This window comes from Bradyrhizobium sp. AZCC 2289, from assembly GCF_036924615.1.
GTDB lineage: Bacteria > Pseudomonadota > Alphaproteobacteria > Rhizobiales > Xanthobacteraceae > Bradyrhizobium.
This window is the reverse complement of sequence record NZ_JAZHRY010000001.1, coordinates 4142235-4168369: the sequence shown is the minus strand read 5'-3', so window position 1 is coordinate 4168369 and position 26135 is coordinate 4142235. Positions and strand designations below refer to the sequence as shown.

Genomic DNA, 26135 nt, shown 5'->3' with positions numbered 1-26135 from the left:
GGGTTCAGGCTCCCGTGGTCATTGGAGAAAGAGGCGATGGCTCAGGCGGCGCGGCCGGAGCTGCGAGTTCGCCGAGCAGGCTGTAGCGCTCGAGGCTTTCGATGGTAACCGGCAGCACCTGTCCGATGATGTCCGGCGATGCCATCACATGCGCGGGCTGCAGCCAAGCGGTGCGGCCGACGATCTGGCCGGGGTTGCGGGCCGCGCGTTCGAACAGCACATCCACGGTTTTGCCAATCATGGCCTTGTTGAAGGCCGATTGCTGGCTGTCGATCAAATCCTGTAGCCGCACCAATCGCTCGTCCATCTCTGCCGCTGACACCGTCTCCCGCATGTCCGCCGCCGGCGTGCCCGGCCGGGGCGAATATTTGAACGAATAAGCGCCAGCGTATCCGATTTGCATGACAAGCGCGAGGGTGGCTGAGAATTCTTCCTCGGTTTCGCCGGGGAAGCCGACGATAAAATCCGATGAAAAAGCAATATCTTGCCGCGCGGCACGAAATCGGTCGATGACTTCGTGGTAATCGCGTGCGGTATGCCTGCGGTTCATGGCCGCAAGGACCCGGTCGGAACCGGATTGCACGGGCAGATGGACGAACGGCATCAGCGCCGGCAGGTCGCGATGGGCCTCGATCAGGGAATCATCGACGTCGCGGGGGTGGCTGGTCGAGTAGCGCAGCCGCACGATGCCGGGAATTTCGGCCAGCCGCTGCAGCAGCCGGCCGAGCGGCCACGCCCGGCTATCAGGACCTTCGCCATGATAGGCGTTGACGTTCTGTCCAATCAGGGTGATCTCGCGCACGCCATTGTCGGCGAGCCGCATCACGTCGTCGATGATCTTTCCGACCGGACGCGACACTTCCGCGCCGCGCGTGTACGGCACCACGCAGAAGGTGCAGAACTTGTCGCAGCCTTCCTGCACGGTGACGAAGGAAGAGATGCCGCGCGCGCGGATCGCCGCCGGCTTCGGAGGGGCCAAAAATCCGAACTTGTCCTCGACCGGAAATTCCGTCTCCAGCGCGCGGCCATGGCTTTTCGCGCGCGCCAATAGCTGCGGCAGATGATGGTAGCTCTGCGGACCGACCACGACGTCGACGGTCGGAGCGCGCCGGATGATCTCTTCGCCCTCGGCCTGCGCGACGCAGCCGGCGACCGCGATCTTCATCTCGCGGCCCTGGCGCGCGGCGTCATCCTTGACGACGCGCAGCCGCCCAAGCTCGGAATAGACCTTTTCGGAGGCTTTTTCGCGGATGTGGCAGGTATTGAGGATCACCAGATCCGCATCGTTGACGCTGGCGGTCTCGACAAAGCCTTCGCCCGCCAGGGTGTCCACCATGCGTTGCGCATCGTAGACGTTCATCTGGCAGCCATAGGACTTGATGTGCAGCTTGCGCGGCGGCTTCATGGAACCTGAATGCGGGGCTGGAATGGCGCCAATGCGGCGCTGGGGGTCAAATATAGCCTAAAGGGCGGAAAATCCAGCCACATAGCACGTCATTCCGGGGCGGTGCGCCGGCACCGAACCCGGAACCTCGAGATTCCGGGTTCGTGCTTCGCACGCCCCGGAATGACTAATTCTAATTTTCTCCGATTCGCCCGATCAGCCCCGGTAACCGACGCATATCGTCGAACGTTGCGGCGGCGCCGGCGGCGCGAAGCGTGTCGGCGGTGTCCGGACGGCAGTGGCTGCCACCGTGATAGCCGAGCACGGCCATCCCGGCCGCCAGCGCTGCGGTGACGCCGGCCACGCTGTCTTCGATCACGAGGCATCGCGCGGGCGATGCCTGCATCCGTTCCGCGGCGAATAGAAACAGATCCGACGCCGGCTTGCCGTGGCGCACCTGCACGGCGGAGAAAATGTGCGGCGCGAACCGGTCGTACAATCCGACCCGATTGAGACTGGCGCTGATCTTCTGCGGCGGGCCGCTCGACGCCACGCATTTGGGCAGCGCAATCGCGGCCAGCGCCGCGCCGATATGCGGCGTGGCTTCCAGCGATTCCGCAAACAACCGGAAAATCTCGCCATAGACCTGGGTGTGGAAATGGTCCGGCAGGCTGCGGCCGAGTTCCGCTTCGACCTCGCGCGTGGCCTGCCGCGTCGAGCGGCCGAGGAAACGATCGCACACCTGTTCCGGCGTGATCGGATAGCCGTGACGCGTCAGGGTTTCCGCATGCACGCGGCAGGAAATGACTTCGCTGTCGACCAGCACGCCATCGCAATCGAAGATGATGAGGTCGAAACTGGCGTTCAAGTTCTGCACGCTATCAGGATTTGTCGTCGTCCAGCGGCACGCAATACAATTCCAGCCGGTGGTCGACCAGCTTGTAGCCGAGCTTGCGGGCGATCTCGGCCTGCAGTTTCTCGATCTCTTCGGAGGTGAATTCGATCACCTTGCCGTCGCGCAGATTGATCAGATGATCGTGGTGGCTCTCGGGCATCTGTTCGTAGCGCGCGCGGCCTTCGCGAAAATCGTGCCGCTCGATGATCCCGGCATCCTCGAACAGCTTGACGGTCCGGTACACGGTCGAAATCGAGATCTTGTCGTCGACCATGACGCAGCGCCGGTAGAGCTCCTCGACGTCGGGGTGGTCGACCGAATCCGCCAGCACGCGGGCGATGACGCGGCGCTGCTCGGTCATGCGCATGCCGGTGGCGGCGCAGCGCGCCTCGATACCGGTATTCTTGAGCGCGGACGAAGATTTCAGTGCGGTCATGTATTTAGCCTTGGAGGCAGCCATTGAGGGCGATGTTGGGCTGTTTTGCCACCGCGCGCATATTACGACAAGTCGCGCCGCATCAGAAGCGCATTCAATTGCTCTCCGCCGGGCTGCTGGTAATAGCGCTCGCGGCGGCCAATGACGCCAAATCCGGCCCGTTCATACAGCCGTCGCGCCGGCTGGTTATTTTCCTCGACCTCCAGAAATATCCTGCGCACGCCGCGGCCGGCGAGATGGCCGAGATGCGTCAGCAACAGATGGCGCGACAGGCCACGGCCGCGCTGGGAGGCATCGATCGCGATCGACAATATTTCGGCCTCATCGGCGGCCAGCCGCGATACCGCAAAGCCGATCACCTTGCGTCCGAGCCGGAGGCGATGCACCAGCGTATTGCGCTCGGTCAGCATCGCCTCGAATTCGCCCTCGCCCCAGCCGCGGTGAAACGATGCGCCGTGCAACTGCGCCAGGCGCGCCGCATCGCGCAGGCTTGCGGGTTCGACCGCAGCGCTGCCGCCGCCCCACCAATCGGCAAGCCGGGAATCTGCAAACCATGCCATCATGGTGCAACGAACTGCGAGGGATTGGCCAGCGGGTCCTTCGGCGGCTTGGCGTCGGGGGCGCGCAGATAAAACGGCCGCGCCGGCGCCATATCCGGACTGACCGCGGCGCCCAGCCACGCCACCCAGCCGATGTCGGGCGCGGCCTGCGGATCGATCCGCAGCGGCGACGGCGCATCCGCCGGCCAGCGGTCGGCGAGGATGCTGGCGGCGTTGCCGACCAGATGCGGCGCGCCGAATTTCGCTGCCGCCAGCGCCTCGGCAATCGGCGCCACACGCGGCCGGATCAGCGAACTGCCGTCGCCGCTGACGACCTGGAAATAGACGTGATCATGCCGCGCATCGATCGCGGAGATGATCGGATGTTCGCCGTTGTCGGCCACGACCGGCGCGGCGTAGGCGGCCAGCGTGGTCAGCCCCACCACCGGCTTGCCGGCGGCGAGCGCGATGCCGCGTGCCGCCGAGAGGCCGACGCGCAATCCGGTAAAGCTGCCGGGCCCGGTGGTGACGGCGATGCGATCGAGCGCCGCGAAGGCGATGGTGGAGGCCTTCATCACGCGCGCGATCAGCGGCATCAGGGCTTCGGCATGGCCGCGCTTCATCGGCAGCGATTCCTGCGCGACGATCTTGCTCGCATCGGTGTCGAGCACCGCCGCGGCGCAGGCGTCCAGCGCCGTATCGATAGCCAGGATCAGCATGGGACGACGATATCATTGTCCACAGTGAAATACCCGTGTGTTCCCGTCGTCATGGCCGGGCATAGCCGTCTGAAGGACGGCGTCGCTTCCGCTCGCCTATGCCCGGCCATCCACGCCTTTGTTGCTGGGCAAAGCTACCGGGTCGCGCGAATGCGCGCCCGATGGCAGGCTCCGCGTGCCCACCGTTCGCCACAACGATTTCGTCGATAGATGGTGGGCACGGCGCGAAGCGCGCCTTTGCCCACCCTACGCTCTGAGCGTCCAGCCTCACATCGGCCGGACTTCGACCACGTCGGGCACGAAATGCCTGAGCAAATTCTGGATGCCGTGCTGCAGCGTCGCCGTCGATGACGGGCAGCCCGCGCACGAACCCTTCATGTTGAGATAGACGATCCCGTCCTTGAAGCCGCGGAAGGTGATGTCGCCGCCGTCATTGGCCACGGCAGGTCGCACCCGCGTCTCGATCAGGTCCTTGATGGTCGCGACCGTGTCGGCGTCGGCCTCGCTGAAGAACTCGTCTTGCTCGTCGAGCGCCTCGTCATTGCCGGCACTGCCGTCGGCGAGCAGCGGCGCACCGGACATATAATGTTCCATGATGGCGCCGAGGATCGCGGGCTTCAGATGCTGCCAGTCGCCGTCCGCCTTGGTCACGGTGACGAAATCGGCGCCGTAAAACACCCCGGTGACGCCGGGTACCTCGAACAGCCTTGTCGCCAGCGGCGAACGCGCCGCGGCTTCGCGGCTGGCGAATTCCATCGTGCCGGTGTCGAGCACAATGCGGCCCGGAATGAATTTGAGGGTGGCGGGATTGGGGGTGGCTTCGGTCTGAATAAACATCTGATATCTCCGGCGTCGCCGGTTCAAGGCCGGCGCGTGAGGTTCCCTTAGCAGATGGCGACGGGGAACGCACGGATCAAGGGCGCAGACCAGCGGTTCCAAAGCTGCATTAAAGCCTGCATGAAAGGCCGCATCGATCACCTGGCGGCTTACGAAAGCCCGTCGATATCGGCGTCGCTGAGGTCGCCCGGCACGATGACGATCGGGATCGGGAACGAGCCGGCGGCCTGGGCCATGATGGTAATCAGCGGGCCGGGGCCTTCGGGGCCGGGATTGGCCGCCAGCACCAGCATCGCGATATCGACGTCCTTGTCGATGACGTCGAGGATCTGTTCGGTCGGTTCGCCCTCGCGGATCGCCCGCTCCGGCGTGATCGCGGCAATGCCGTTGGCGCGGCCGGAGGCGCGATCGAGCGCCTCATTGGCGGCCTCTTCGGCCTCGGCGCGCATGATGTCGGCGACGCCCAGCCATTGCTGGTTCTGGTCCTCGATTTCGATGATGCGGAGCATCACCACGCCGCCGCCGACCCGAACCGCCCAGCGGCTGGCGTAATAGACCGCACGGTCCCATTCCGCGGTGTCGTCAACGATGACCAGACATTTTGGCTTGTGACCCGTCTGGTAGCTTCGTCGCTGGGTGGTCATGCATGTCCCGGTGCTGCGCCAAGCAAGCCGCATGCTGCCACGGCGCGGCCGCCTTCGACAAGCGGCGTCGCTGTGCAGCAATATTGCGGCAACGGAATCTCACCCTCCCCTGGAGGGACCCTCCAGGGGAGGGTGATCAGCCCAGCTGCGGAAGTCTTTTCAGCACGCAGTTAGCGCGGGCGGATGAAGCCGACGATATCCTTGGCCGCCCGCATGGTTTCGTCCGCAAGCGCCCGGGCGCGGTTGGCGCCGTCGATCAGGATGCTGTCGACATGGCCGGGATCGGCAACCAGCCGCTTCATCTCGGAGGCGATCGGCGAGAGTTTTGCGACGCACAGTTCCACCAGCGCGTTCTTGAAGCTGGAGAACTGCCCGCCGCCGAACTCGGCGAGCACCGCGGCTTTGCTGACGCCCGCCAGCGCGGCATAGATCCCGACCAGATTGTCGGCTTCGGGGCGCGGCTCGAGGCCCTTTTCTTCCGACGGCAGCGGCTCCGGATCGGTCTTCGCCTTGCGGATCTTCTGCGCGATGGTGTCGGCATCGTCGGTGAGATTGATCCGCGAATTATCCGACGAATCCGATTTCGACATTTTCTTGGTGCCGTCGCGCAGGCTCATCACCCGCGTCGCAGGGCCCGTGATCAAGGGCTCCGGTTGCGGAAAGAACAGTCCCTCATTGAAGCCGTGGCTGCGGATCGAATCGCCAAAATCGTTGTTGAATTTTTGCGCGATGTCGCGCGACAGTTCGAGGTGCTGCTTCTGGTCCTCGCCGACCGGCACGTGGGTGGCGCGATAGAGCAGAATGTCGGCCGCCATCAGCACCGGATAGTCGTAGAGACCCACCGACGCATTTTCGCGATCCTTGCCAGCCTTCTCCTTGAATTGCGTCATGCGGCTGAGCCAGCCGACGCGGGCGACGCAGTTGAAGATCCAGGCAAGCTCGGCGTGTCCCGAGACCTGGCTTTGGTTGAACACGATGTGCTTCTTCGGGTCGATGCCCGAGGCGATGAAGGCCGCGGTCACCTCGCGGGTGTTGCGCGCAAGCTCCGCCGGGCCGCCCCACACATCGACGCCCTGCGTGATTGCGTGCATGTCGACGACGCAATAGAGACAATTATGCGTCTCCTGCAGTTTGACGAAATTGACGATCGCGCCGAGGTAATTGCCGAGATGCAGATTGCCCGTCGGCTGGACGCCCGAAAAAACCCGTTCAACGAATGCCATTGTCAGCTTCCCGCCGATATCCCTTGGATTAGCGCCGTCGTTTGCCACTTAAGCTCCAGCCGTGCAAGCCTTGACCCTACAAGTCACGCGGCGCGGTTTTGCCGGATCGCGCCGACCGCCTCGCGCCAGCCGGTGACGCCGAAAAGCCCTAGAAACAGGCCGTAAAGCGCAATCCCGCCGGCAATCACCACCAGCAGGATCACGGCCTGCACGAGGCCATGCGCGCTCGCGCCCGCGGGCAGCGCGAAGGCCGTCGCCAGCCAGAGCAAGCCGCCCATCGCCAGCGCCGCAACCACAATGCGCGGCAGCCGCCGCCGCGCCGCGGCGTCGATCGAAAACCCGAAGGTCTCCGCCCCCCTGCGGACCAGCGTGAACGCGTTGCTCCATGCGCCGAGCGCGATGGCGGCGGCGATGCCGGGCGCGCCGAACCAATGGCCGAGCAGGAAGCCCAAGGCGATCGCGAGCACGATGGCTTTCAGCGTCGCCGTCAGCGGCGTCATCGTGTCTTCGCGCGCGAAAAATGCCGGCGACAGCGCCTTGACCAGCACATGGGCGGGCAGGCTGAGCGTCAGCCACATCAGCGCCTGCGCGGTCGCCGCGGTATCGCTTGACGTGAAGGCGCCGTGCTCGAACAGCATCCGCACGATCGGTGTGCTCAGCGCGATCAGGCCGAGCGTTGCCGGCAACGCCAGCCCGACGGCGAGTTCGAGGCCGCGCGATTCCGCATGCGCGGTCACGGCCGGATCGTCGCCGCGCAACGCGCGCGTCATCTCGGGAATGAGCACGGTGCCCATGGCAACGCCGACGATGCCGAGCGGCAGCTCGATCAGGCGGTTGGCGAAATAGAGCCACGATACCGCCGATGGCGATGACGAGGCGATGATCGCGCCTGCGACAACAAGCCATTGCGGCGCGCTGCTGGCGATCATCCCGGGGATCGCCCGGCCGAGAAAGCCGCGCATCTCGCCGTCGAACGAAATCCGCAAGGGGGTGGCGATGCCGCCGCCGCGCAACACCAGCATGGATAATTGCAGCAGGCCGGCGATGCCGATGGTGGCGGCCAGGATCAGCGCGGCATCGACGGCGTCCTGCCGCCATCCGAGCAGCACGGCCATCACAGCGATCAGCGCGATGTTGAACAGCAGCGGCGAGAACGCCGTCAGCGCAAAGCGGCCTTGCGCGTTCAGCAACGCCATCATGACCGTCACCGGACCGGCGAAGGCGAGATAGGGCAGCATCAGGCGGGCGTCGTTGACGGCAAGCTGCAGGGTTTCGTGCCCGGCAAAACCCGGCGCCAGCGCGGTGATGAGCAGCGGCATCAACAGGCCGATCAGCACGGACGCGGCGATCAGTGCCGCGCTGACGGTGCCGAGCACGCGGCCGGCGAAGGCCGCCGCGGCGACCGCGCCATCGGCGTCGCGCACCCGCAGCCATGCCGGCACCAGCGCCGCGTTCAGCGCGCCTTCCGTCAACAGCCTTCGCACCACATTGACCAGTTGAAACGCGACCAGAAATGCGTCCGCGACGGGACCGGCGCCGAGCAGCGCCGCGATGATGGAATCGCGCACGAATCCGAGCAGCCGCGAGGCCAGTGTTCCCGAGGATACCGTGAGGAAAGAGCGGATCATTTGGGCTTCTATAGAGCATGACCCGGAAAAGTGGTTACCGGTTTTCCGAAAAGGTCATGCTCAAACAAACAGAGCCTTGGCTTGCTGGCGCTAGGCGGGTCGTGATAGGCCGCAGCCTTATCAAAATTGCCGTAAACAGGACGGATAAATGACTGACGCAAAATACGACGTTCTCGGGATCGGCAACGCGATTTTCGACGTGCTGGTGCAGACCGACGAGGGTTTTCTCGGCCGCCACGGCATGACCAAGGGCGGCATGGCGCTGATCGACGAGGCGCGCGCCACCGCGATCTACGCCGACATGGGCCCGGCGACCGAAATGTCCGGCGGCTCGGCGGCGAATACGATTGTCGGCATCGCCAATCTCGGCGCGCGGGCGGCCTATGTCGGCAAGGTCAGGGATGACCAGATCGGCCGGCTCTACAGCCACGATATCCGCGCCGCCGGCGTCGCGTTCGAAACCCCGGCCGCCGCCGGCGGTCCCGCCACCGGCTGTTCCTACATTCTGGTGACGCCGGACGGCGAGCGCACCATGAACACCTATCTCGGCGCGGCGCAGGACCTGACGCCTTCAGATATCGACGCCGCCCAGATCGCGGCAGCGAGCGTGATCTATCTCGAAGGCTATCTGTGGGACCCCAAGAGCGCCAAGGAAGCCTTCGTCAAGGCGGCGACCATCGCGCATGGCGCCGGCCGCCAGGTCGCGCTGACCTTGTCGGATTCGTTCTGCGTCGATCGCTATCGCGACGAATTCCTCGACCTGATGCGCAAGGGCACGGTCGACCTCGTGTTCGCCAACGAGGCCGAACTGCATTCGCTGTACCAGACCTCGGATTTCGACACCGCGCTGAAGCAATTGCAGGGCGATACCAAACTCGGGGTCGTCACCCGCAGCGAAAAGGGCTGCGTGGTGGCGTCGAAGGACGGCGTCGTCGCGGTGCCGGCATTCCCGATTGAAAAACTGGTCGACACCACAGGCGCCGGCGACCTGTTCGCCGCCGGTTTCCTGTTCGGCCTGGTGCGCAAAGCCGGCTACGAGGCCGCCGGCCGTCTCGGTGCGCTGGCGGCGGCCGAAGTGATCCAGCACATCGGGGCACGGCCGCAAGTGTCGTTGAAGGAACTGGCGCAGCAGAACGGGTTGCCGGTGTAGGGCGGCTGAAGAGCGCAGATCTCTCAACCCGTCATGCCCGGGCATAGCCGTCCGAAGGGACGGCGTCGCTTCCGCTCGCCTATGACCCGGGCATCCACGTCTTTCTTGCTTGGATGGAGTCAGGACGTGGATGGCCGGGACAAGCCCGGCCATGACGAGCCTTGTTGAGCTGCGTCGCTCGCCCGCCCGACGGGCAAATCACTCAGACGAGTGGCGATTCCAATGTCGAGTCATTTTTTTACATCGAAGCGAAATTTTTCTGTTCATCCCGACGGGCAAATCAAAGCTACAACTCTCGCCGTCCCGGCCCGAAGAGGGGCGTTTCGCGATCGTCATTAACGCGGGGCGGGATGCGGTGGACGCGGCAGCGTCGGGCGCGATCGTCGTCGCAGGGCGGGTCCTTTGGACTCGTGAGCGAAGAGACGACGCACCAGACGAACGGCGCTGAGGCGTACGGCGAAATCGTGTGGTCCTGGCACCCGTTGCTGGTGCTAAGTCGGCGGAGGTTTCCGCAGGCCCGACCGGGTCCGGCAAAACCATTAATCCGTCGATGACGGTGGCAAAAGGAATTCGTCGCCGGGGAGAGCGCGTTATAAGCCGTAAAACCATTGCGCAGGGAATGCCGGAGTGCCTCCGCTGAACCTGTATGCTCGTGTGCGTTTCTTCGCACAGCTTTTGCACACGAGACCGCGGGTGCAGCGTGCATCCGGCATTCCCCGCGCCCTCTTTTCTTGTGGCGCGAAACCAAGGGCATCACCCGGGCGAACCGCGCCGCGGGATCGGGAAGGTGTGTCGGCAATTACCGCCGTCATTGCGAGGAGCGAAGCGACGAAGCAATCCATTCTATCTTTATGCGGCACGATGGATTGTTTCGCTTCGCTCGCAATGACGGTCCAGGCCTCAGTGATAGAACCGAGAAGCCGCGGCGTACTGGATACCCCGCATGCGCGGGGTATGACGACCGTCTTACGCCGTCTTCGCCGCCTTCAATCCAAGCTTGGCCTCGACTGCGTCGCGCATCAGGAACTTCTGGATCTTGCCGGTCACGGTCATCGGGAATTCGTCGACGAATTCGATATAGCGCGGGATCTTGTTGTGCGCGATCTGGCCCTGGCAGAAGGCGCGGACCTCGTCGGCCGTCAGCGTCTCGCCCGCGCGTATCCGGATCCAGGCGCAGAGCTCCTCGCCGTAGCGGTCGTCGGCGACGCCGAAAATCTGCACGTCCTGGATTTTCGGATGACGATAGAGAAACTCCTCGATCTCGCGCGGGTAGAGGTTTTCGCCGCCGCGGATCACCATGTCCTTGATGCGGCCGACGATGTTGCAATAACCCTCCGCGTCGATCACGGCGATGTCGCCGGTATGCATCCAGCCATTGGCGTCGAGCACGTCGGCGGTTTTTTCTTTCTCATCCCAATAGCCCAGCATGACGCTGTAGCCGCGGGTGCAGAGTTCGCCGCGCTCGCCGCGCGGCACGACGCGGCCTTCGAGATCGACAACCTTGACCTCGACATGGGGATGAATGCGGCCGACCGTGGACACCCGGCGCTCCAGCGGGTCGTCGGTGGCGCTTTGAAAGCTGACCGGGCTGGTCTCGGTCATGCCGTAGGCGATCGTCACCTCGCGCATGTTCATGGATTCGTTGACCCGCCGCATCACCTCGATCGGGCACGGGGCGCCGGCCATGATGCCGGTGCGCAGCGACGACAGGTTGAATTTGGCGAAGTCGGGATGGTCGAGTTCGGCGATGAACATCGTCGGCACGCCGTAGAGCGTGGTGCACTTTTCCCGCTCGATGGTCTGCAGCGTCACCAGCGGATCAAAACCTTCGCCGGGATAGACCATGGCAGCGCCCGAGGTAACGGCGGCGAGATTGCCCATCACCATGCCGAAGCAATGATAGAGCGGCACCGGAATGCAGATGCGGTCGGTTTCGGTCAGGCGCATCGCGCGGCCGACGAAATAGCCGTTGTTGAGGATGTTGTGATGCGTCAGCGTGACGCCCTTGGGCGATCCGGTGGTGCCGCTGGTGAACTGGATATTGACGGGATCGTCAAACTGCAGGGTTTTGGCCAATGCCGCCAGCGTATCACGGTGGCGCGCGCCGCCCATGCGCGTCACTTCGTCGAACGCGATGGTGCCCGGACAAGCCGGACCGCCGATCTGGATCACCGCGCGCAGTTGCGGCAAACGCGCCGCGCGCAAATCGCCGGGTGGCGCTTGCGCAAGCTCCGGCAGCAGCGTGTTCAGCATCTCCATGTAGTTGGAGGTCTTGAACGCGGTCGCGGTAACGATCGCGGCGCATCCGACCTTGGCGAGCGCGAATTCCAGTTCGCTGAGGCGATAGGCGGGGTTGATGGTGACGAGAATGAGCCCGGCCTTGGCGGCGGCAAATTGCGTCAGCGTCCATTCCGGCCGGTTCAGCGACCAGACGCCGATCCGCGCGCCGCGCTCGAGGCCGAGCGCGAGAAACCCGGTGGCCAGCGCGTCGACCCGCTCGGCCAATTCCGTCCATGTCCAGCGAACGCCGTGGCTCGGCGAAACCAGCGCCTCGCGTTTCCCCCAGCGCCGCACTGCCTGGTCGAGGCTGTGCCCGATGGTCTCGCCGAGCAGCGGCGCATCGGCGATGCCGCAAACATAGCTTTCCGCAAGTTCTGTCAAGGCAATGACTCCCTGCGTCGATGCGCGTGGGTGGGGGAAATGCAAACTATCGGCAAAATCGGGCAATCGGCAATGTCCCGGCGCGATCGTTCGACCGCGCCGGGAAGAAGGTGCGTGCGCCTAAGCCGCCTTCTGGCCGCTACCGGCATCGAGCCCGGCATAGACGCCACGCTCGAAGCCCGCATAGGCTTCCAGGCATTTCCTGTCCACGAACGGCAACAGCTGCATCAGGATCACGCCACTGACGTTACGCGACGGGTCGATCCAGAAGTAGGTGTTGGCAAGCCCAGCCCAGGCGAGGCTGCCGGCGTTGCGGCCCTCCGGCGTCTTGGCGGTATTGATCATGAAGCTGAGCCCCCACTTTTTCTCCATGCCGGGATAGAGATCGACATCGTTGGTCGCCCACGCGACCGCCGAGGTCATTTTGGTCATGTTGAGTTCGCCAACCTGGTTCTGTCCCATCATCGCGACCGTCTCGGGCGTCAGTACCTGGATGCCGTTGCCTTTTCCCTTGTTGAGGATCATCTGGGTGAATTTGATGTAGTCGCCTGCGGTGCCATAGAGGCCGCCGCCACCCATGTGGAATTCCGGATCCTGCTCGAGCTCGAACGGGATCGGCGCCAGCGATCCATCCTCGCCGCGTTGATGCATGCCGACGAGGCGCTTGCGTTGCGCATCGCCGAGCTTGAAGCCGGTATCGGTCATGCCGAGCGGCGCCAACAGGTGGTCGCGCAAATACGCGTCGAGCCGCTTGCCGCTCACCGCCTCGATCGCCTTGCCGACGAAATCGATATTGGTGCCGTATTCCCAGCGCGTGCCGGGATCGGACATGATTGGAGTTTTCAACGCGGCGTTCTTGCAACTGGTAATGTCGGGCGTGCCGGTCTTCTCCAGGTAAGCCGCCATGTCGCCGTTCCACAAATTGTAGCAGAAGCCGGCGGTATGCGTCATGAGATGGCGCAGCGTGATCGGCTTCTTCGCCGCGCGCAGTTTCGGTTCACCCCTGGCATCAAAACCTTCCAGCACCTGCGGGGCGGCGAGGTCCGGCAGCACCTTGCCGATCGGCTCGTCCAGCGACAGCTTGCCCTGCTCGACTAGCTGCATGCCGGCCGCCGCGGTGATGGCCTTGGTCATGGAGGCGATCCAGAACACGCTATCGGCGGTCATGGCATCGTCTTTTGCCAGGTCGCGTTTGCCGAACGCACCCTGATAGATGATGTCGTTGCCCGTCGCCGCGATCGCGACGACACCGGGAATCTCCTTGGCGTCGGTTTTCTGACGCAGAACCTGATCGATCTGAGCTTTGCTTTGCATGGGGGGTCGCCTCCGGTTTATTTTTTGGAGTGGGTCAATCTTCCTCCCGTCCGTCGCGTCCCGCAAGCGCGGGCAAGTGGCCGCGGCCGATGTCGCGATCTCGTGATGGGCACTGCAACGCGAAGGAGAGAAGCAACCCAACTGCAACACTTCGCCACAATTAGCGGTGGACGGAATGCAATGTCGGTGATCGGTCCGAGCATCCACGATAAATTGATCGCATTATGATTTGCGGTGCCGATTTTTGGAGTAAGACATTCAGATTCCAGCCCAAAATGGCGCTGCGGGCGCTGAATGATTTGATTCAAATGGTTGTAACTTTGGAAGTTCCGAGGGAGCGGTGATGATCTCGACGTGGAGTGAATGGAGGCGATATCCCCGCGCCGGGCGCGGCGAGAACATCGAAGCCCCGATCAGCCCTGGCCTTTACGAAGTACGCTATGCCGGTACCGGCGCACTGCATTCATTCGAGGCGGTCGATAACGTTGCCCAGGCGCTGGCGCTGCTGACGGTCGGTTCCAGGTCGTGGTTCGGCCGCCGCGATCCCGCTTCCCTGCCGGACCTTGAATACCGCACCTGCGCGACCTCGTCCCGGGCCGACGCCAAGGCCGCCGCGGAACGCATGATCGGCCGCCGCGAAACCTATATGAGCGGCGCGGCCTGATCCGAGACTGTCATTCCGGGGCGCACGAAGTGCGAACCCGGAATCTAGAGATTCCCCGGTGCGCAATGGCGCACCTGAGGTCTGGTCCTTCGGACCATCCCGGAATGACGAGCGTTGGTCCTCAAAATTGCTTGAAGCAGCCGCGCGTTTGCGGCCGATGCATTGAGGGCGGCTTCGGCCTATACTCGGGTCCAATAGCCAAGAAATCCGAGGAGTAACGCCATGACCCCGCCCGTCGCCGCACGCGCTTCGCAACCCGCCACACCCTCGCTTCGCGACCGCCTGAAGGATTCCTCGCTGCTGCGCGAGCAGTGCTATATCGACGGCGCCTGGACCGGCAAGGCATCGCGGCCGGTGACCAATCCGGTCAACGGCGTGGAGCTTGCGAAAATCCCGGTCATGAGCACGGCCGAGACAACGCAAGCCGTCGAAGCCGCCGAGCGCGCGTTTCCAGCCTGGGCCAAGCTTACCGCCAAGCAGCGTTCCAACATCCTGCGCAAATGGTTCGACCTGATCATCGCGAACCGCGAGGATCTCGCGCTGATCCTGACCTCCGAGCAGGGCAAGCCGCTGGCGGAGGCGCTCGGCGAAGTCGATATCGGCGGCGCCTATGTCGAGTTCTTCGCCGAAGAAGCCCGCCGCGTCTATGGCGAAACCATTCCGACCCAGCGGGCCGATGCGCGCCTGCTGGCGATCAAGCAGCCGATCGGCGTTTGCGGCGCGATCACGCCGTGGAATTTCCCGTGCTCGATGATCACCCGAAAAGTGTCGCCGGCGCTGGCCGCGGGCTGCACCGTAGTGCTCAAGCCCGCCAATGAAACGCCGCTGACCGCGCTGGCGCTGGTGGCGCTGGCCGAGAAGGCTGGCGTACCGAAGGGCGTGTTCAATATCCTGACTGGCAATTCGTCGGCGATCGGCAAAGTGTTGTGCGAGCATCCCGCCGTGCGCTTCGTCGGCTTCACCGGATCGACCGAAGTTGGGAAAATTCTCTATCAGCAGGCCGCGGTCGGCGTGAAGAAACTCGGCCTCGAACTCGGCGGCAACGCGCCGTTCGTGGTGTTCGACGACGCCGATATCGATGCCGCGGTCGAAGGCGCCATGGTCTCGAAATACCGCAACATGGGCCAGACCTGCGTCTGCGCCAACCGCCTCTATGCCCAGGACAAGATCTACGACAAGTTCGTCGAAAAGCTTTCGAAGAAGGTCGCGGCGATGAAGGTCGGCGACGGCACCGAAGCAGGCGTGGTGCAGGGCCCACTGATCAACATGGATGCGATCGACAAGGTCGAAAAACACATCGCGGACGCAGTCAAAGGCGGTGCCAAAATCGTCACCGGCGGCAAGCGCCATGCGCTCGGCGGCAGCTTCTTCGAGCCGACGGTTTTGTCGAATGTCGCGCCCGACGCCTTGGTCGCGCATGAAGAGACCTTTGGGCCGCTGGCGCCGGTGTTCCGCTTCAAGGACGAAGCCGATGTGATTGCGATGTGCAACAACTCGCCGTTCGGTCTGGCCTCGTATTTCTATTCACGCGATCTCGGCCGGGTCTGGCGGGTGGCGGAAGCGCTGGAATCGGGCATGGTCGGCGTCAACACCGGCCTGATCACGACCGAAGTTGCACCCTTCGGCGGCGTCAAGGAATCAGGCCTTGGGCGCGAAGGTTCGCATCACGGCATGGAAGAATATGTCGAGATCAAATACGTGATGATGGCGGGGGTGTAGGCCGGGAGGCGGCTAAAGGCTCTCCATGAACTGACGCAGCCGCGGCGCCCATTTGTGGGCGTCGAGGCCGGATGCCGAATGGCCGTACTCACTGTCGAGCAGGAAATAGTCGGCATCGACGCCGGCGGCCTTCAGTGCCGGCATCACGGAAGCCGCGAGTTCGGGTGGAAACAGTTTGTCGGTCCGGGACAGGACATAGAGGACCTTCGATTTGATCTGGCCGAGTTGCGCCGTGACGTCGAAGCCGCGCAGCGCCCTGGCCAGGGTGATCAACGAATTGGCATCGAAGCTTTCAGCCCATCGCTTCGCTTCCGCGCGGACCGCCGCTTCGATCCGTTCGGGGTCGGACATCGTGGTGCGCAGCCGGGTCTCGATGCCATAGGTCTTCAGCGTGGCAGAGCGGATCTGGATCATGCTCTCCAGCATCCCGCCATGATCGTAATAGTCGCCGCCGTTCCAGTTCGGATCCTGCGACAGCGTTGCGAGCAGGCGCGCTACGTTGCCTTCAGCGCGCTCGCGCGGCACGGCCGGAGACGTAACGACAGCGGCGATCCCGCGCATCATGCCGGGATAGTCGACCGCCCATTGAAAGCCCTGGAATCCGCCATAGGAGGGGCCAACGATCGCAACCAGTTTTTCGATGCCGAGGTCATCGACCAGCAGACGCTGGGTCGCGACGATGTCGCCGACGGTGATATCGGGAAATCGAGGTCCGTACCGCGTGCCCGTCTTGGGATCGATGCTCGCCGCATTGGTCGATCCGTAGGACGACCCCAGCATGTTCGGGCAAATGACGAAGAAACGGTTGGTATCGGCCGCCTTGCCGGGACCGACGAGTTCGTTCCAGCTTCCCTCGCCGGTCGATCCGCCGGGATCGATCATCTGCGGGCCGCTGGTGTTGCCATGCGTGACCAGCACCGCGTTGTCGCGCTGCGGTGATAGCTGGCCGAGCGTCTTGTAGGCGATCGTCACGGCCGGCATGACCGTGCCGCTCTGCAGGCGAAAATTCTCGATCTCAAAGGTCTTGATTGTAAAAGCCTTGGCGTCAGCCGTCGAAATGTGTGCCGTCATGTTCTCGACCCCGGTGGACGCAGTACCTCAGCACGCCAGCGGTCGAAATACAAAGCCCTATCTCCGCAGCACCGCGATGGTGCGGTTGGCGAAGGTCAGTCGCTCGGCCATGACCGAGACGAAATAGGTCAGCAGCTTGTGGCTGAGTTCGGGGGCGGCGGCCTTGATCGCCTCGAACTGATGGGTGTTCAGCACGTAGAGCACGCTCGCGACTTCGGCCTGGATCGTGGCGCTGCGCGGCGCCTGCGAGACCAGGCCCATTTCGCCGATCGTGGTGTAGCGGCCGAGGCTTCGCACCCGTGTGGTGCGGGCCTCATCCGCCGGAACCATGATGCCGACGCGGCCGTCCAGGATGAAGTGCATGGAATCGGCGGCATCGCCGGCGCGAACGATGATTTCACCGGCCTCGACCTCGATGCGATGGCAGCGGCGGACCAGTTCGTCAGCGTCATATTCGTCGCCGAGAATCTGGGCGAACCAGTCGCGCAGGCTGGCTTCCTCCTGTTCCAGCCCCTGATGTTGGGTAATGAGCTCGTTCTCGCACCATTCCAGGGCATGATCCAGTTCGGGAATGACACTCACCTCGTTCGAGATGAACTCGCTCGACCGCAGGACTTTCTCGGCCGCGGCGGAAAGATGCACCAGCACCAGCTTGACACCGAGGTCGTGCGCGCTGCGCTTGATCTGTGCGAAACTGTAGGCGGCCGATGAATCGATGCCGGTGACGAGCTTGAAGTCGAAGATGAGATAGCGGCATTCGGGACAGCGCTGCAACAGCGTCTTGACGTGCTGATAGAGCCGGTTGGCTGAACCGAAGAACAGATAGCTCTGCAGGTTCAGGCCCTGGATCTTGCCGCCATGGGCCAGCAGCACCTCCTGGTCGCCGCGCGAGCGATCCAGCGAGCTGCGGTATTCCGAGCCATCAAAGCTGTATTTGATCGATTCGATCCGCGCTGCGCTCAGCGCGAAGGTCGCGCAGCCGATCACGACGCCGATCAGCACGCCGGGAACGAAGCCCCACCCCACGATGATGACGATGATCGCCAGCAGCGACACATATTCGGTCTTTGAGAGCCGCTTCCGCGACTCAACGATCCATTTGTGCAGCTGGTCTGTGCCCAGATAGATCAGGAGGCCGCCGAGAACGAATTTAGGCATGTAGCCGAGCAGATCGGGCGCGACCGCCAGCATCAGCGCGGAAATGGCCGCGGCGGTGAGGCCGGAGAGGCGGCCAGTGCCGCCGCTGCCGAGATTGAGAATCGAGCGGCTGATGGAAATGCAGCCGGGATAGCCTGCCAATGCGCCGGCCAGGATATTGGCGAGGCCGGTGACGTTCAGTTCCCGCTCCAGATCGGCCTCGCGATGGACGGCGACTTCGATGCCGGTGGTGTTGAAAAGCGTGCTTGAGGCGGTGACGAAGATGACGGCAATCAAATTGCCGATCAGGTCCGGTATTGCGTACCAGGGATAGTGGCGGATTTCGCTGGCGTTCCACGGCAGCATGAAGTGGGTCGGCGGTGGCGGCTGAAAGGTCCAGCCCGACGCTTGAGCCTCTTCAGGCGAGATGCCGAAGATCCAGAATGCGAGATGCGCCGCGACCATGCCGCCGATCAGAATGACCGGCAACCCCAGCGAATGGCGCGAGCGATGCCAGGTCAAATTCAGGATCAGCGCCATGGCGCAGGCGGCGCTCAATTCGGACAACGTGGTGATGTTGGCGAACCGGTCGAGCGTTCCGAATTGCAACCGGTGACCGGTGATCACCCGGATGGCGCCCAGAACGATCAACAACCCGGTCGCGCCGAGAAATCCGCCGACGACGGGATAGGGGACATAGCGGATGGCGCGACCCATTCGCGTCACGCCGAAACCGCAGAGCACGACGCCGGTTGCCATGGTGGAAAAGCCGAGCGTGATCAGGGTAGGTGCGAGCAGCGGCGCCGAGGGATCGGTCGCCGCCATGCGCTCGACCAGTGAAGCGGCCAATATGCCGGTGGTCGCCGCCGTGGAGCTCTCGGGACCTCCGATCGCGAAGGGCAGGGAACTGCCCAGCGCGAGCACGGCGGCGACCACGGCCGACGAAATGAACGTGGCGGCGACGCCATAGGAAAGATACGGCGCCAGCGGCCCGGCGAAGATCAGCAGTGCGTAGGAAAGGCCGAATGTAATGCTCAGAACGCTCGCGGCGCTGCCGCCGAGAACATTGTTAAGTGCACGGCGTGCCCGCGGACCGAAATTAACGAATTGATTGACCATTTGCCCCTTGCTTCCGCTGTCAGTCGTAGACGACTGCCGAGCAGGGCGCCAACAAGATTTTTATAACAGCAGAACTCCCCGGGGTGGCGTCGGCGCAAATGCCCCGTCAACCATTCCCTGCCTCGCCGCCGAACGCGCCATGGCGGCCTGCGCCGGAGGCAAAGCGCGTCGCGCCGGACAGCGTCTCGCCCGAGGCGATGACCTTGAACCCACCGCGCATCTCATTGGCGATCGCCTCCTCCTCTTCGAGGTCCCATTGCCGCAGCGCCGACAGCCGGTCGGCGCGCAGGCAGGTCTGCGGGAAGCGCGCGATATCCTTTGCCAGCGCGATCGCATGCGCGCGGGCTTCGCCTTTCGGCACCAGGCGATTGGCCAGGCCCATGCGTAACGCTTCCGCGCCGCCGACCGGACGCCCGGTCAGGATCAGGTCGATCGCCTGGGAATGGCCGATCAGCCGCGGCAGCCGGATGGTGCCGAGATCGATCAGGGGCACGCCGAACCGGCGGCAGAAGATGCCGAAAGTGGCGTCCTCGGCGACCACCCGCATGTCCGCCCACAGTGCGAGCTCCATGCCGCCGGCGACCGCAAAACCTTCGACCGCCGCGATCACGGGTTTTGACAGCCGCAGGCGGCTCGGGCCCATCGGCGCGATCGAATCGTGGCCGCCGACCTCGCGTTTCTTGTTAGGATCGCCGGAGGCGACGGCCTTGAGATCGGCGCCGGCGCAGAAATAGCCACCGGTGCCGGTGAACACCGCCACCGAGGCTTCCTCGTCGGCATCGAAGGCGCGAAAAATGTCGTACAGCTTTCGTGCGGTGGCGCCGTCGACGGCGTTGCGGCAATGCGGACGGTTGATGGAAACGATGGTCACCGGCCCATCGCGTTCGACGAGTACGGCATCGGTCTCGGTCATGTCAGGCGTCCTCCATTTTATTGGTTGTCCGTGGTTGTCAGATGGACAAGCTCTTATGAGGCGAGCCTAGCGTTCCCTGTTATTCAATGCCATCGACAAGATCAGCCCCGGAATTTCCGGCGAGCGTCCTCGGCCCGGCACTCAAAAGGATGGCCCCGTTAAGGGGGCCATTCTTCATTAGTCGTCCCAATGACGGTGACGTTTGATGATTATCGTTCGGTCGCCATCATGGTTGTACCAGCCGCGATGCCAACCGCGATCATGTTCGTAGAATCCAACGCGAGGGCCGCGATAGTAGTCATCACGGTCGCGATAGTAATAGTCTCGGTCGCTGCCGACGCGGAAGCTGAAACCCTGCGCGCTCGCGACGGTAGGCGCCGCAACTGCGATGGTCGCTAACGTGGCCAGAACGCAAGAAAGCTTCTTCATATCGCTTCTCCTATCGTTGTTGCGCAGGGAGAAAACGTGTGAGCAATCGCCACGTTCCTGGAACTACATCGGAACTTTCTTGAATGGATATTCAGCTAGATTGCCTGTTTTTTGGATGTGATCGCACGCCGGATAGGAACTCCGATGAGAGCGAATCGATTGCGCTGGCGTCAGACCTTGAGTTCAGCGCCCGTCACCCGCCGATACGCTTCGAGATAGCGCTTGCTGGTCGCCTCCACCACGCTGGCCGGCAGCGGTGGCGGCGGGGCGTCGCCGTTCCAGCGGCCGGCGCGGCGCTCCGCGTCGAGATAATCGCGCAGCGGCTGCTTGTCGAAACTCGGCTGCGGCTGGCCGGGCTTGTAGACGTCGACCGCCCAGAACCGCGAACTGTCGGGGGTCATCACCTCGTCGATCAGGATGATGCGGCCACTGCCGTCGCGGCCGAATTCGAACTTGGTATCGGCGATGATGATGCTACGGTCGCGGGTGATCTTTTCGCCGAAATTATAGACCGCGCGCGCCATGCTCTCCAGCGTGTGGGCGACCTCGTCGCCCAGGATCTCACGGACCCGCGCCACCGTGATGTTCTCGTCATGGCCGGTCTCGGCCTTGGTCGCCGGGCTGAAGATCGCGGGCTCGAGCTTGGCGCTTTCGACGAGGCCCGGCGCCAGCTTCTCTCCGGCCAACGTGCCGTGTCGCGCGTATTCCTTCCACGCCGAGCCGGAAATATAACCGCGGATCACGCATTCGATCGGGAACACTTCTGTGCGCCGGCACAGCATCGCGCGCCCAAGGATATCGGCGCGATGGGCTTTCAGTGCGGGCACCTGCGCGATGATCTCGTCGGCGTCGGCGCTGATCATGTGATGCGGCACCACGCTTTCGAGTTGCCGGAACCACCAGGCGCTGATCTGGGTCAGCACCGCGCCCTTCATCGGGATGGTCTCGGCCATCACGACGTCGAACGCGCTGATGCGGTCGGTGGTCAACAGCAGCACGCGATCGTCGCCGACGGCGTAGATATCGCGGACCTTGCCGCGGCCGATCCGTGGCAAGGGCAAATCGCTGGCGAGCATCGCATTCATTCGGTCAGGCTTTCAAAGGCGATGCGCTCGCGCGAGAGGCGCGAGCGCAGGGAAGGGGATAGCGGAGGAGATAGCTCACTCCGGCAGCGGAATGAACTCATGTTCGTTGGGAACATGGGCGAAACGGCCGGTTTTCCAGTCCTGTTTGGCCTGTTCGATCCGCTCCTTGCTGGAGGAGACGAAATTCCACCAGATATGGCGCGGGCCTTCCAGCGCGTCGCCGCCGAGGAACATCATCCGGACCGGCTTGATTGCCTTCACCGTGATGCGGTCGCCGGGCCGGAAGACCAAGAGGCGCGGGCCTTCATAGCGCTCGTTCGCAATCTCGACCTCGCCGTCGACCAGATAGATCGCGCGCTCTTCATGGTCGGGATCGAGCGGCACGCTGGTGCCCTGTTCAGCGCTCACCTCGGCATAGAACCATGGCGATACCATCGTAACCGGTGAGGATATGCCGAACGACTGGCCGGCGATCACGCGCGCCGTAAAGCCCCGTTCCGCGATCATCGGCAGATCGCCGGCCGCGTAATGCTGAAACGACGGCGCGACTTCCTCCGATCCTGCCGGCAGCGCGATCCAGCTTTGCAGGCCCAGCATCTTCTGGCCGTCACGGCGCTGTACGTCGGGCGTGCGCTCGGAATGGGCGATGCCGCGGCCGGCGGTCATCAGATTCATGGCGCCGGGCTGGATCTCCTGGATGTTGCCCTCGCTGTCGCGGTGCATGATGCTGCCGTCGAACAGATAGGTCACGGTGGCGAGGCCAATATGCGGATGCGGGCGGACGTCCATGCCCTTGCCGGCCAAAAACTGCATCGGCCCGAAATGATCGAAGAAGATGAAGGGTCCGACCATCTGCCGCTTGCCATGCGGCAGCGCGCGGCGGACCTCAAATCCGTCGCCGAGATCGCGGGTGCGCGGCACGATGACGAGATCGAGCGCGTCGCAGGATTTGGCATCGCCGAGCACGGGGTCGTTGGAGGGTTGCCAGCTCATGGGGGGACTCCTTTGGTTTTGTCGCGATCATACTCCATCCGTCGTCCCGCGAAAGCCGTGTGTGGGTCTTGCAACGAACACCTCGACGTCATTGCGAGCAAAGCGAAGCAATCCATCTAGCCGCGCAAGGAAAGAATGGATTGCTTCGTCGCTTGCGCTCCTCGCAATGACGGCGGTAAGCAAATACACATAAGAATAGTTGCAGAAAATAAAGGCAGGAAACGATGATTCCTCCATTGAAGCCGGGTGCCAGGCTGTTGCAGCCCAACGGCCCGGTCATCGAGACCGAACGCTTGCTGCTGCGGCAATGGCGCGGTGACGATGTCGCGCCCAACACGGCGATGCTGGCCGATCCCGGCACCGCGCGGTTCATTACCGTGGACGGCAAGCCCGTTACAAGCGTGCTCAACGGATGGCGCAATGCCGCCATCATGGCCGGGCACTGGGTGCTGCACGGCGTGGGCATGTTCGTGGTCGAGGAAAAATCGAGCGGAAAATTTGTCGGGAGGGTCGGGCCGTGGTTTCCGCCGGGTTGGCCCGGCTTCGAGGTCGGCTGGGGCATCGCCACGGAATTTCGCGGCAAGGGTTTTGCGGTGGAAGCGGCGCGGGCGTCGATCGATTGGGCATTCGCGACCTTCGACATCGACCGGATCATTCATTGTATCGACCGCGAAAACACCGCGTCACAGGGCGTAGCGCGTCGGCTCGGCGCCAGCAAGGATGGCGAGTTCGATTTGTTCGGCCATGTCGCTGACGTCTGGGTGACGCACCGCAATACCTGGAAAGGCCAGGTCCGCCAAAATTGAACGGGCCGGCGATCTGCACTAAAACCATGATGCGCCGATAACCGCGCGGACCGGGTTCACTCGATGCTGCTTCCCACTGTCGATATCGCACTGCGCGCCGGAACCGTGGCGCTGCTGCTGGTGCTGGCGGCGTCGCTGTTTCGCGGCTTCGGGACCGTCCTTGCCGGACGATTGGCTGCGGCCTTTGCGCTGGGCTCGGCGGCGCACGCCGTGAGCTATTCGATCGGCGCCGCGTCGCCGGTGTCTATCTTGCATGCGCCGTTGATCGCGCTGTCGACCGGCAATGTGGTGGTGTTCTGGCTGTTCACCCGCGCGCTGTTCGACGATGCCTTCAAATTGCGCGCGTGGCATGGGCTGGTATGGGCGGCGGTGGCCGCGTTCAGCTTGGTCAATTGCCTGTGGATCGCGCCGGTGCCCGGCGGCAATCTGCGGATATCCATCATTGCGATCAACCTGCTGGCGCTCGGTTTTATTGCGCTTGCGGTCGTGCAAACCATCGCTTCGTGGTCATCAGATCTGGTCGAGGGCCGCCGCCGCATCCGGGTGTTCATCGTCGTCGCGGCCGCGCTGTACGGCGGTGTCAACGCCATTCTGCAGATGTTGCTGTCCGGTGGCGAAGCGGCCGGCGTCGCCAACACGGTGAATTCAGCCGTTTTGGCCGCCATCGTCGCCACGATTTCATGGTTGATGATGCGCGTGGACGGCGCCGATGTGTTTCCGGTCGCGGCCGAGATTGCCGCAGCGCCGGATGTTCCGAACCCATCGGCCGCATTTGAGCATTCAAACGACCAAAAACTGGTCGACGCACTGATGCGGCTGATGGCCGACGAGCGCATCTATCGCCACGACAACGTCACCATCGGCACGCTGGCGACCCGGCTCAAAATACCCGAATACAGATTGCGGCGGCTGATCAACCAGCGGCTCGGCTACCGCAACTTCAACGTCTTCCTCAACAATCACCGGATCGAGGAGGCCAAGGCGGCACTGGCCGACCCGACCCAGGCCGAAGTCCCCGTTATCACCATTGCGATGGATGCCGGGTTCCAGTCGCTGGGTCCGTTCAACCGGGCGTTCAAGGCGACCACGGGGGTCACGCCGACCGAATACCGCCGCCTGAACGCGACCGCGGCTTGATCGGTAAGTCGTTGTAATTTGATCAAGATTTCGGAATCGGCGAGGCCCTTCCAGGTTCCGGCTACTCTGATTTCCAAATCCGGCGAGCGGTGATCGGATTGTTCGCCATCATGGCCGGCACGCGCTCATGCGTCATGCCGGAGGCCAATGTGACCCGACGAAATCTGCTTCTCATTCTCACGACGACCACGGCCCTCAGCGCGCTGGCGCTGACGGCTGCGCGGGCCCGCGACGTGCCAAAGGTCGCCACGGGTTTCGTCGCCAACATCATCTGTTCGGAAACCTTTGTTTCCGGACAGGATCCGCAAAGAATTTTCTCGGAGACGACGGCGGCGATGCCGGGCACCGGCCTGATCTCCTGGGCACTCAATTATAGCGTCGATCGAACGCGCAAGGATGTCACGGTGTCGCTGCTCGGCCTTGGCCGCAGTCATGCCGTCTATCGCGAGGGCATGGGCTGTTATCTCGACCACGGTGGCGCGGTCGCGGATATTTCGCCGCCGGCGGCTGAAAGCAAGCCGATGCCGGCGTTGTTGCCCGACATCGCGGGACCTGGCGTCGCCACGCCGGCCAACCCCCAACTGGCCGCAGCGCTGGATCGCGCTTTCGCCGAGCCTTCAAGCCCGCCGTTCCGCCGCACGCGGGCGGTGGTCGTGGTCAAGGACGGCCACGTCGTGGCCGAGCGCTATGCCGAAGGCTACGGCATCGAGACGCCACTGCTCGGCTTCTCCGCGACCAAGTCGGTGATCTCGGCGCTGACGGGCATTCTGGTGCGCAAGGGCGCTCTTACGCTCGATCAGCCGGTGCCGATCGCGGCGTGGCAGGGCGCCGGCGATCCCAGGCACGCGATCACGGTCGATCATCTGCTGCGCCACACCGCAGGTCTTGCGATCGGCAGCTCGCTGGAGGCCTCGTTGGGCGCCGCCTTCGAGCCGGTCAATCGCATGAAATTCATGGAATCCGACATGGCGGCTTACGTCGAAAGCGTCGGGCTAGCGACACCGCCCGGCAGCACGTGGAATTACAATGACGGCAACTTCATCATTCTCTCGCACCTGATTCGCAATGCGGCCGGCGGCCATGCGTCTGACGTGATCCGGTTCGCGCGGCAGGAATTGTTCGCACCGCTCGGCATGCGCAACGTGACGCTCGAATTCGATGCTTCCGGTAATCCGGAAGGATCGAGCCAGATGCTGGCGACGGCGCGCGACTGGGTGCGGTTCGGCATGCTTTATCTCAATGACGGCGTGGTCGGCGGCAAGCGCATCCTCCCCGAGGGATGGGTGAAGTATTCGGCCTCGGCGACGCCGAACGCCTGGGTCGGATATGGCGCGGGCTTTTGGACCAACCTCGGCGACAGCTTTGGCGCCAATTACCGGATCGAACACGGCATGCCGCGCGATGCGTTCTTCGCCAAAGGGACCATCGGGCAATATGTCGTCATCGTTCCCTCGGAACGGCTGGTGATCGTCCGCCTCGGCCGCTCGCCCAACTGGCCGCCGGAGGTCGATGGCGTGTTCGGGCTTGTCAGCGATGTCGTTGCGGCAACCGGCGGCAAGGCCAGGCTGGCAGGCAGCGATGCGCCGCCCGTTTTGGCGTCGCGTCCTCCAAACGAGTGACATTTGCCACAGC

23 protein-coding genes are annotated in these 26135 nt (G+C 63.6%); 6 read left to right on the top strand and 17 right to left on the bottom strand.

Annotation, left to right across the window (positions count from 1 at the left end):
- Window positions 1-4: 4 nt before the first annotated feature.
- From miaB to murJ, 9 genes are all read right to left on the bottom strand, one after another.
- A complete protein-coding gene (gene miaB, locus V1289_RS19820) occupies window positions 5-1405 on the bottom strand; it encodes a tRNA (N6-isopentenyl adenosine(37)-C2)-methylthiotransferase MiaB (protein WP_334398452.1) in 1401 nt (466 codons plus the stop codon).
- Window positions 1406-1577: 172 nt separating this feature from the next.
- Window positions 1578-2252, bottom strand: a complete 675-nt coding sequence (locus V1289_RS19815; RefSeq protein WP_334398451.1) for an HAD family hydrolase — start codon at window positions 2250-2252, stop codon at window positions 1578-1580.
- Between the two features lie 13 nt (window positions 2253-2265).
- A complete protein-coding gene (locus tag V1289_RS19810; protein WP_334398450.1) occupies window positions 2266-2715 on the bottom strand; it encodes a Fur family transcriptional regulator in 450 nt (149 codons plus the stop codon).
- A gap of 62 nt (window positions 2716-2777) precedes the next feature.
- Window positions 2778-3278, bottom strand: a complete 501-nt coding sequence (gene rimI, locus V1289_RS19805; RefSeq protein ID WP_334398449.1) for a ribosomal protein S18-alanine N-acetyltransferase — start codon at window positions 3276-3278, stop codon at window positions 2778-2780.
- The gene (tsaB, locus tag V1289_RS19800; RefSeq protein ID WP_334398447.1) at window positions 3275-3973 is read right to left on the bottom strand and encodes a tRNA (adenosine(37)-N6)-threonylcarbamoyltransferase complex dimerization subunit type 1 TsaB; all 699 of its coding nucleotides are present in this window, start codon (window positions 3971-3973) and stop codon (window positions 3275-3277) included. The genes rimI and tsaB overlap by 4 nt, the downstream gene beginning before the upstream one ends.
- Window positions 3974-4240: 267 nt before the next feature.
- A complete protein-coding gene (locus V1289_RS19795) occupies window positions 4241-4810 on the bottom strand; it encodes a NifU family protein (protein ID WP_334398446.1) in 570 nt (189 codons plus the stop codon).
- A gap of 149 nt (window positions 4811-4959) precedes the next feature.
- A complete protein-coding gene (locus V1289_RS19790) occupies window positions 4960-5454 on the bottom strand; it encodes a universal stress protein (protein ID WP_334398445.1) in 495 nt (164 codons plus the stop codon).
- Between the two features lie 170 nt (window positions 5455-5624).
- The gene (gene trpS / locus V1289_RS19785) at window positions 5625-6677 is read right to left on the bottom strand and encodes a tryptophan--tRNA ligase (RefSeq protein ID WP_334398444.1); all 1053 of its coding nucleotides are present in this window, start codon (window positions 6675-6677) and stop codon (window positions 5625-5627) included.
- A gap of 83 nt (window positions 6678-6760) precedes the next feature.
- Entirely contained in the window at window positions 6761-8305 is a 1545-nt protein-coding gene (gene murJ, locus V1289_RS19780; RefSeq protein WP_334398443.1) for a murein biosynthesis integral membrane protein MurJ, read from the bottom strand.
- Window positions 8306-8453: 148 nt separating this feature from the next.
- Between murJ and V1289_RS19775 the strand changes: the two genes are divergently transcribed.
- Entirely contained in the window at window positions 8454-9455 is a 1002-nt protein-coding gene (locus V1289_RS19775; RefSeq protein ID WP_334398442.1) for an adenosine kinase, read from the top strand.
- Window positions 9456-10421: 966 nt separating this feature from the next.
- On the opposite strand, the gene V1289_RS19770 is transcribed toward V1289_RS19775, so the two are convergent.
- A complete protein-coding gene (locus V1289_RS19770) occupies window positions 10422-12116 on the bottom strand; it encodes an AMP-binding protein (protein ID WP_334398441.1) in 1695 nt (564 codons plus the stop codon).
- Window positions 12117-12236: 120 nt separating this feature from the next.
- A complete protein-coding gene (locus V1289_RS19765; protein ID WP_334398440.1) occupies window positions 12237-13430 on the bottom strand; it encodes a serine hydrolase domain-containing protein in 1194 nt (397 codons plus the stop codon).
- A 343-nt stretch (window positions 13431-13773) separates the two neighbouring features.
- Between V1289_RS19765 and V1289_RS19760 the strand changes: the two genes are divergently transcribed.
- Window positions 13774-14094 (top strand): hypothetical protein, encoded by a 321-nt coding sequence (locus tag V1289_RS19760; protein WP_334398439.1) that lies wholly within the window; start codon window positions 13774-13776, stop codon window positions 14092-14094.
- Window positions 14095-14316: 222 nt separating this feature from the next.
- On the top strand, window positions 14317-15813 hold the full coding sequence (locus tag V1289_RS19755) for an NAD-dependent succinate-semialdehyde dehydrogenase (RefSeq protein WP_334398438.1): 1497 nt from the start codon (window positions 14317-14319) through the stop codon (window positions 15811-15813).
- 12 nt (window positions 15814-15825) lie between these two features.
- Here the strand turns inward: V1289_RS19755 and V1289_RS19750 are convergent, their stop codons facing one another.
- The 6 genes from V1289_RS19750 to V1289_RS19725 all read right to left on the bottom strand — a co-directional run bounded on the left by V1289_RS19750 (window position 15826) and on the right by V1289_RS19725 (window position 22560).
- Window positions 15826-16884, bottom strand: a complete 1059-nt coding sequence (locus V1289_RS19750; protein ID WP_334398437.1) for an alpha/beta fold hydrolase — start codon at window positions 16882-16884, stop codon at window positions 15826-15828.
- Window positions 16885-16941: 57 nt separating this feature from the next.
- A complete protein-coding gene (locus V1289_RS19745; protein WP_334398436.1) occupies window positions 16942-19140 on the bottom strand; it encodes an SLC26A/SulP transporter family protein in 2199 nt (732 codons plus the stop codon).
- Window positions 19141-19246: 106 nt separating this feature from the next.
- On the bottom strand, window positions 19247-20053 hold the full coding sequence (locus V1289_RS19740; RefSeq protein WP_334398435.1) for a crotonase/enoyl-CoA hydratase family protein: 807 nt from the start codon (window positions 20051-20053) through the stop codon (window positions 19247-19249).
- Between the two features lie 177 nt (window positions 20054-20230).
- Window positions 20231-20482 carry a hypothetical protein gene (locus V1289_RS19735; protein ID WP_309180755.1) on the bottom strand — a complete coding sequence of 84 codons (252 nt, stop codon included), beginning with the start codon at window positions 20480-20482 and terminating at the stop codon, window positions 20231-20233.
- A 170-nt stretch (window positions 20483-20652) separates the two neighbouring features.
- Window positions 20653-21567, bottom strand: a complete 915-nt coding sequence (locus V1289_RS19730; protein WP_334398434.1) for a phosphoribosylaminoimidazolesuccinocarboxamide synthase — start codon at window positions 21565-21567, stop codon at window positions 20653-20655.
- Window positions 21568-21642: 75 nt separating this feature from the next.
- Window positions 21643-22560 carry a pirin family protein gene (locus V1289_RS19725; RefSeq protein WP_334398433.1) on the bottom strand — a complete coding sequence of 306 codons (918 nt, stop codon included), beginning with the start codon at window positions 22558-22560 and terminating at the stop codon, window positions 21643-21645.
- Window positions 22561-22784: 224 nt separating this feature from the next.
- On the opposite strand from V1289_RS19725, the gene V1289_RS19720 reads away from it, so the two are divergent.
- The 3 genes from V1289_RS19720 to V1289_RS19710 all read left to right on the top strand — a co-directional run bounded on the left by V1289_RS19720 (window position 22785) and on the right by V1289_RS19710 (window position 26122).
- Window positions 22785-23366: a GNAT family N-acetyltransferase gene (locus tag V1289_RS19720; protein WP_334398432.1), complete on the top strand. Its 582-nt coding sequence runs from the start codon at window positions 22785-22787 to the stop codon at window positions 23364-23366.
- Window positions 23367-23429: 63 nt separating this feature from the next.
- Window positions 23430-24503, top strand: a complete 1074-nt coding sequence (locus V1289_RS19715) for an AraC family transcriptional regulator (protein ID WP_334398431.1) — start codon at window positions 23430-23432, stop codon at window positions 24501-24503.
- Window positions 24504-24652: 149 nt separating this feature from the next.
- Window positions 24653-26122: a serine hydrolase domain-containing protein gene (locus V1289_RS19710; protein ID WP_334398430.1), complete on the top strand. Its 1470-nt coding sequence runs from the start codon at window positions 24653-24655 to the stop codon at window positions 26120-26122.
- Window positions 26123-26135: the final 13 nt, after the last annotated feature.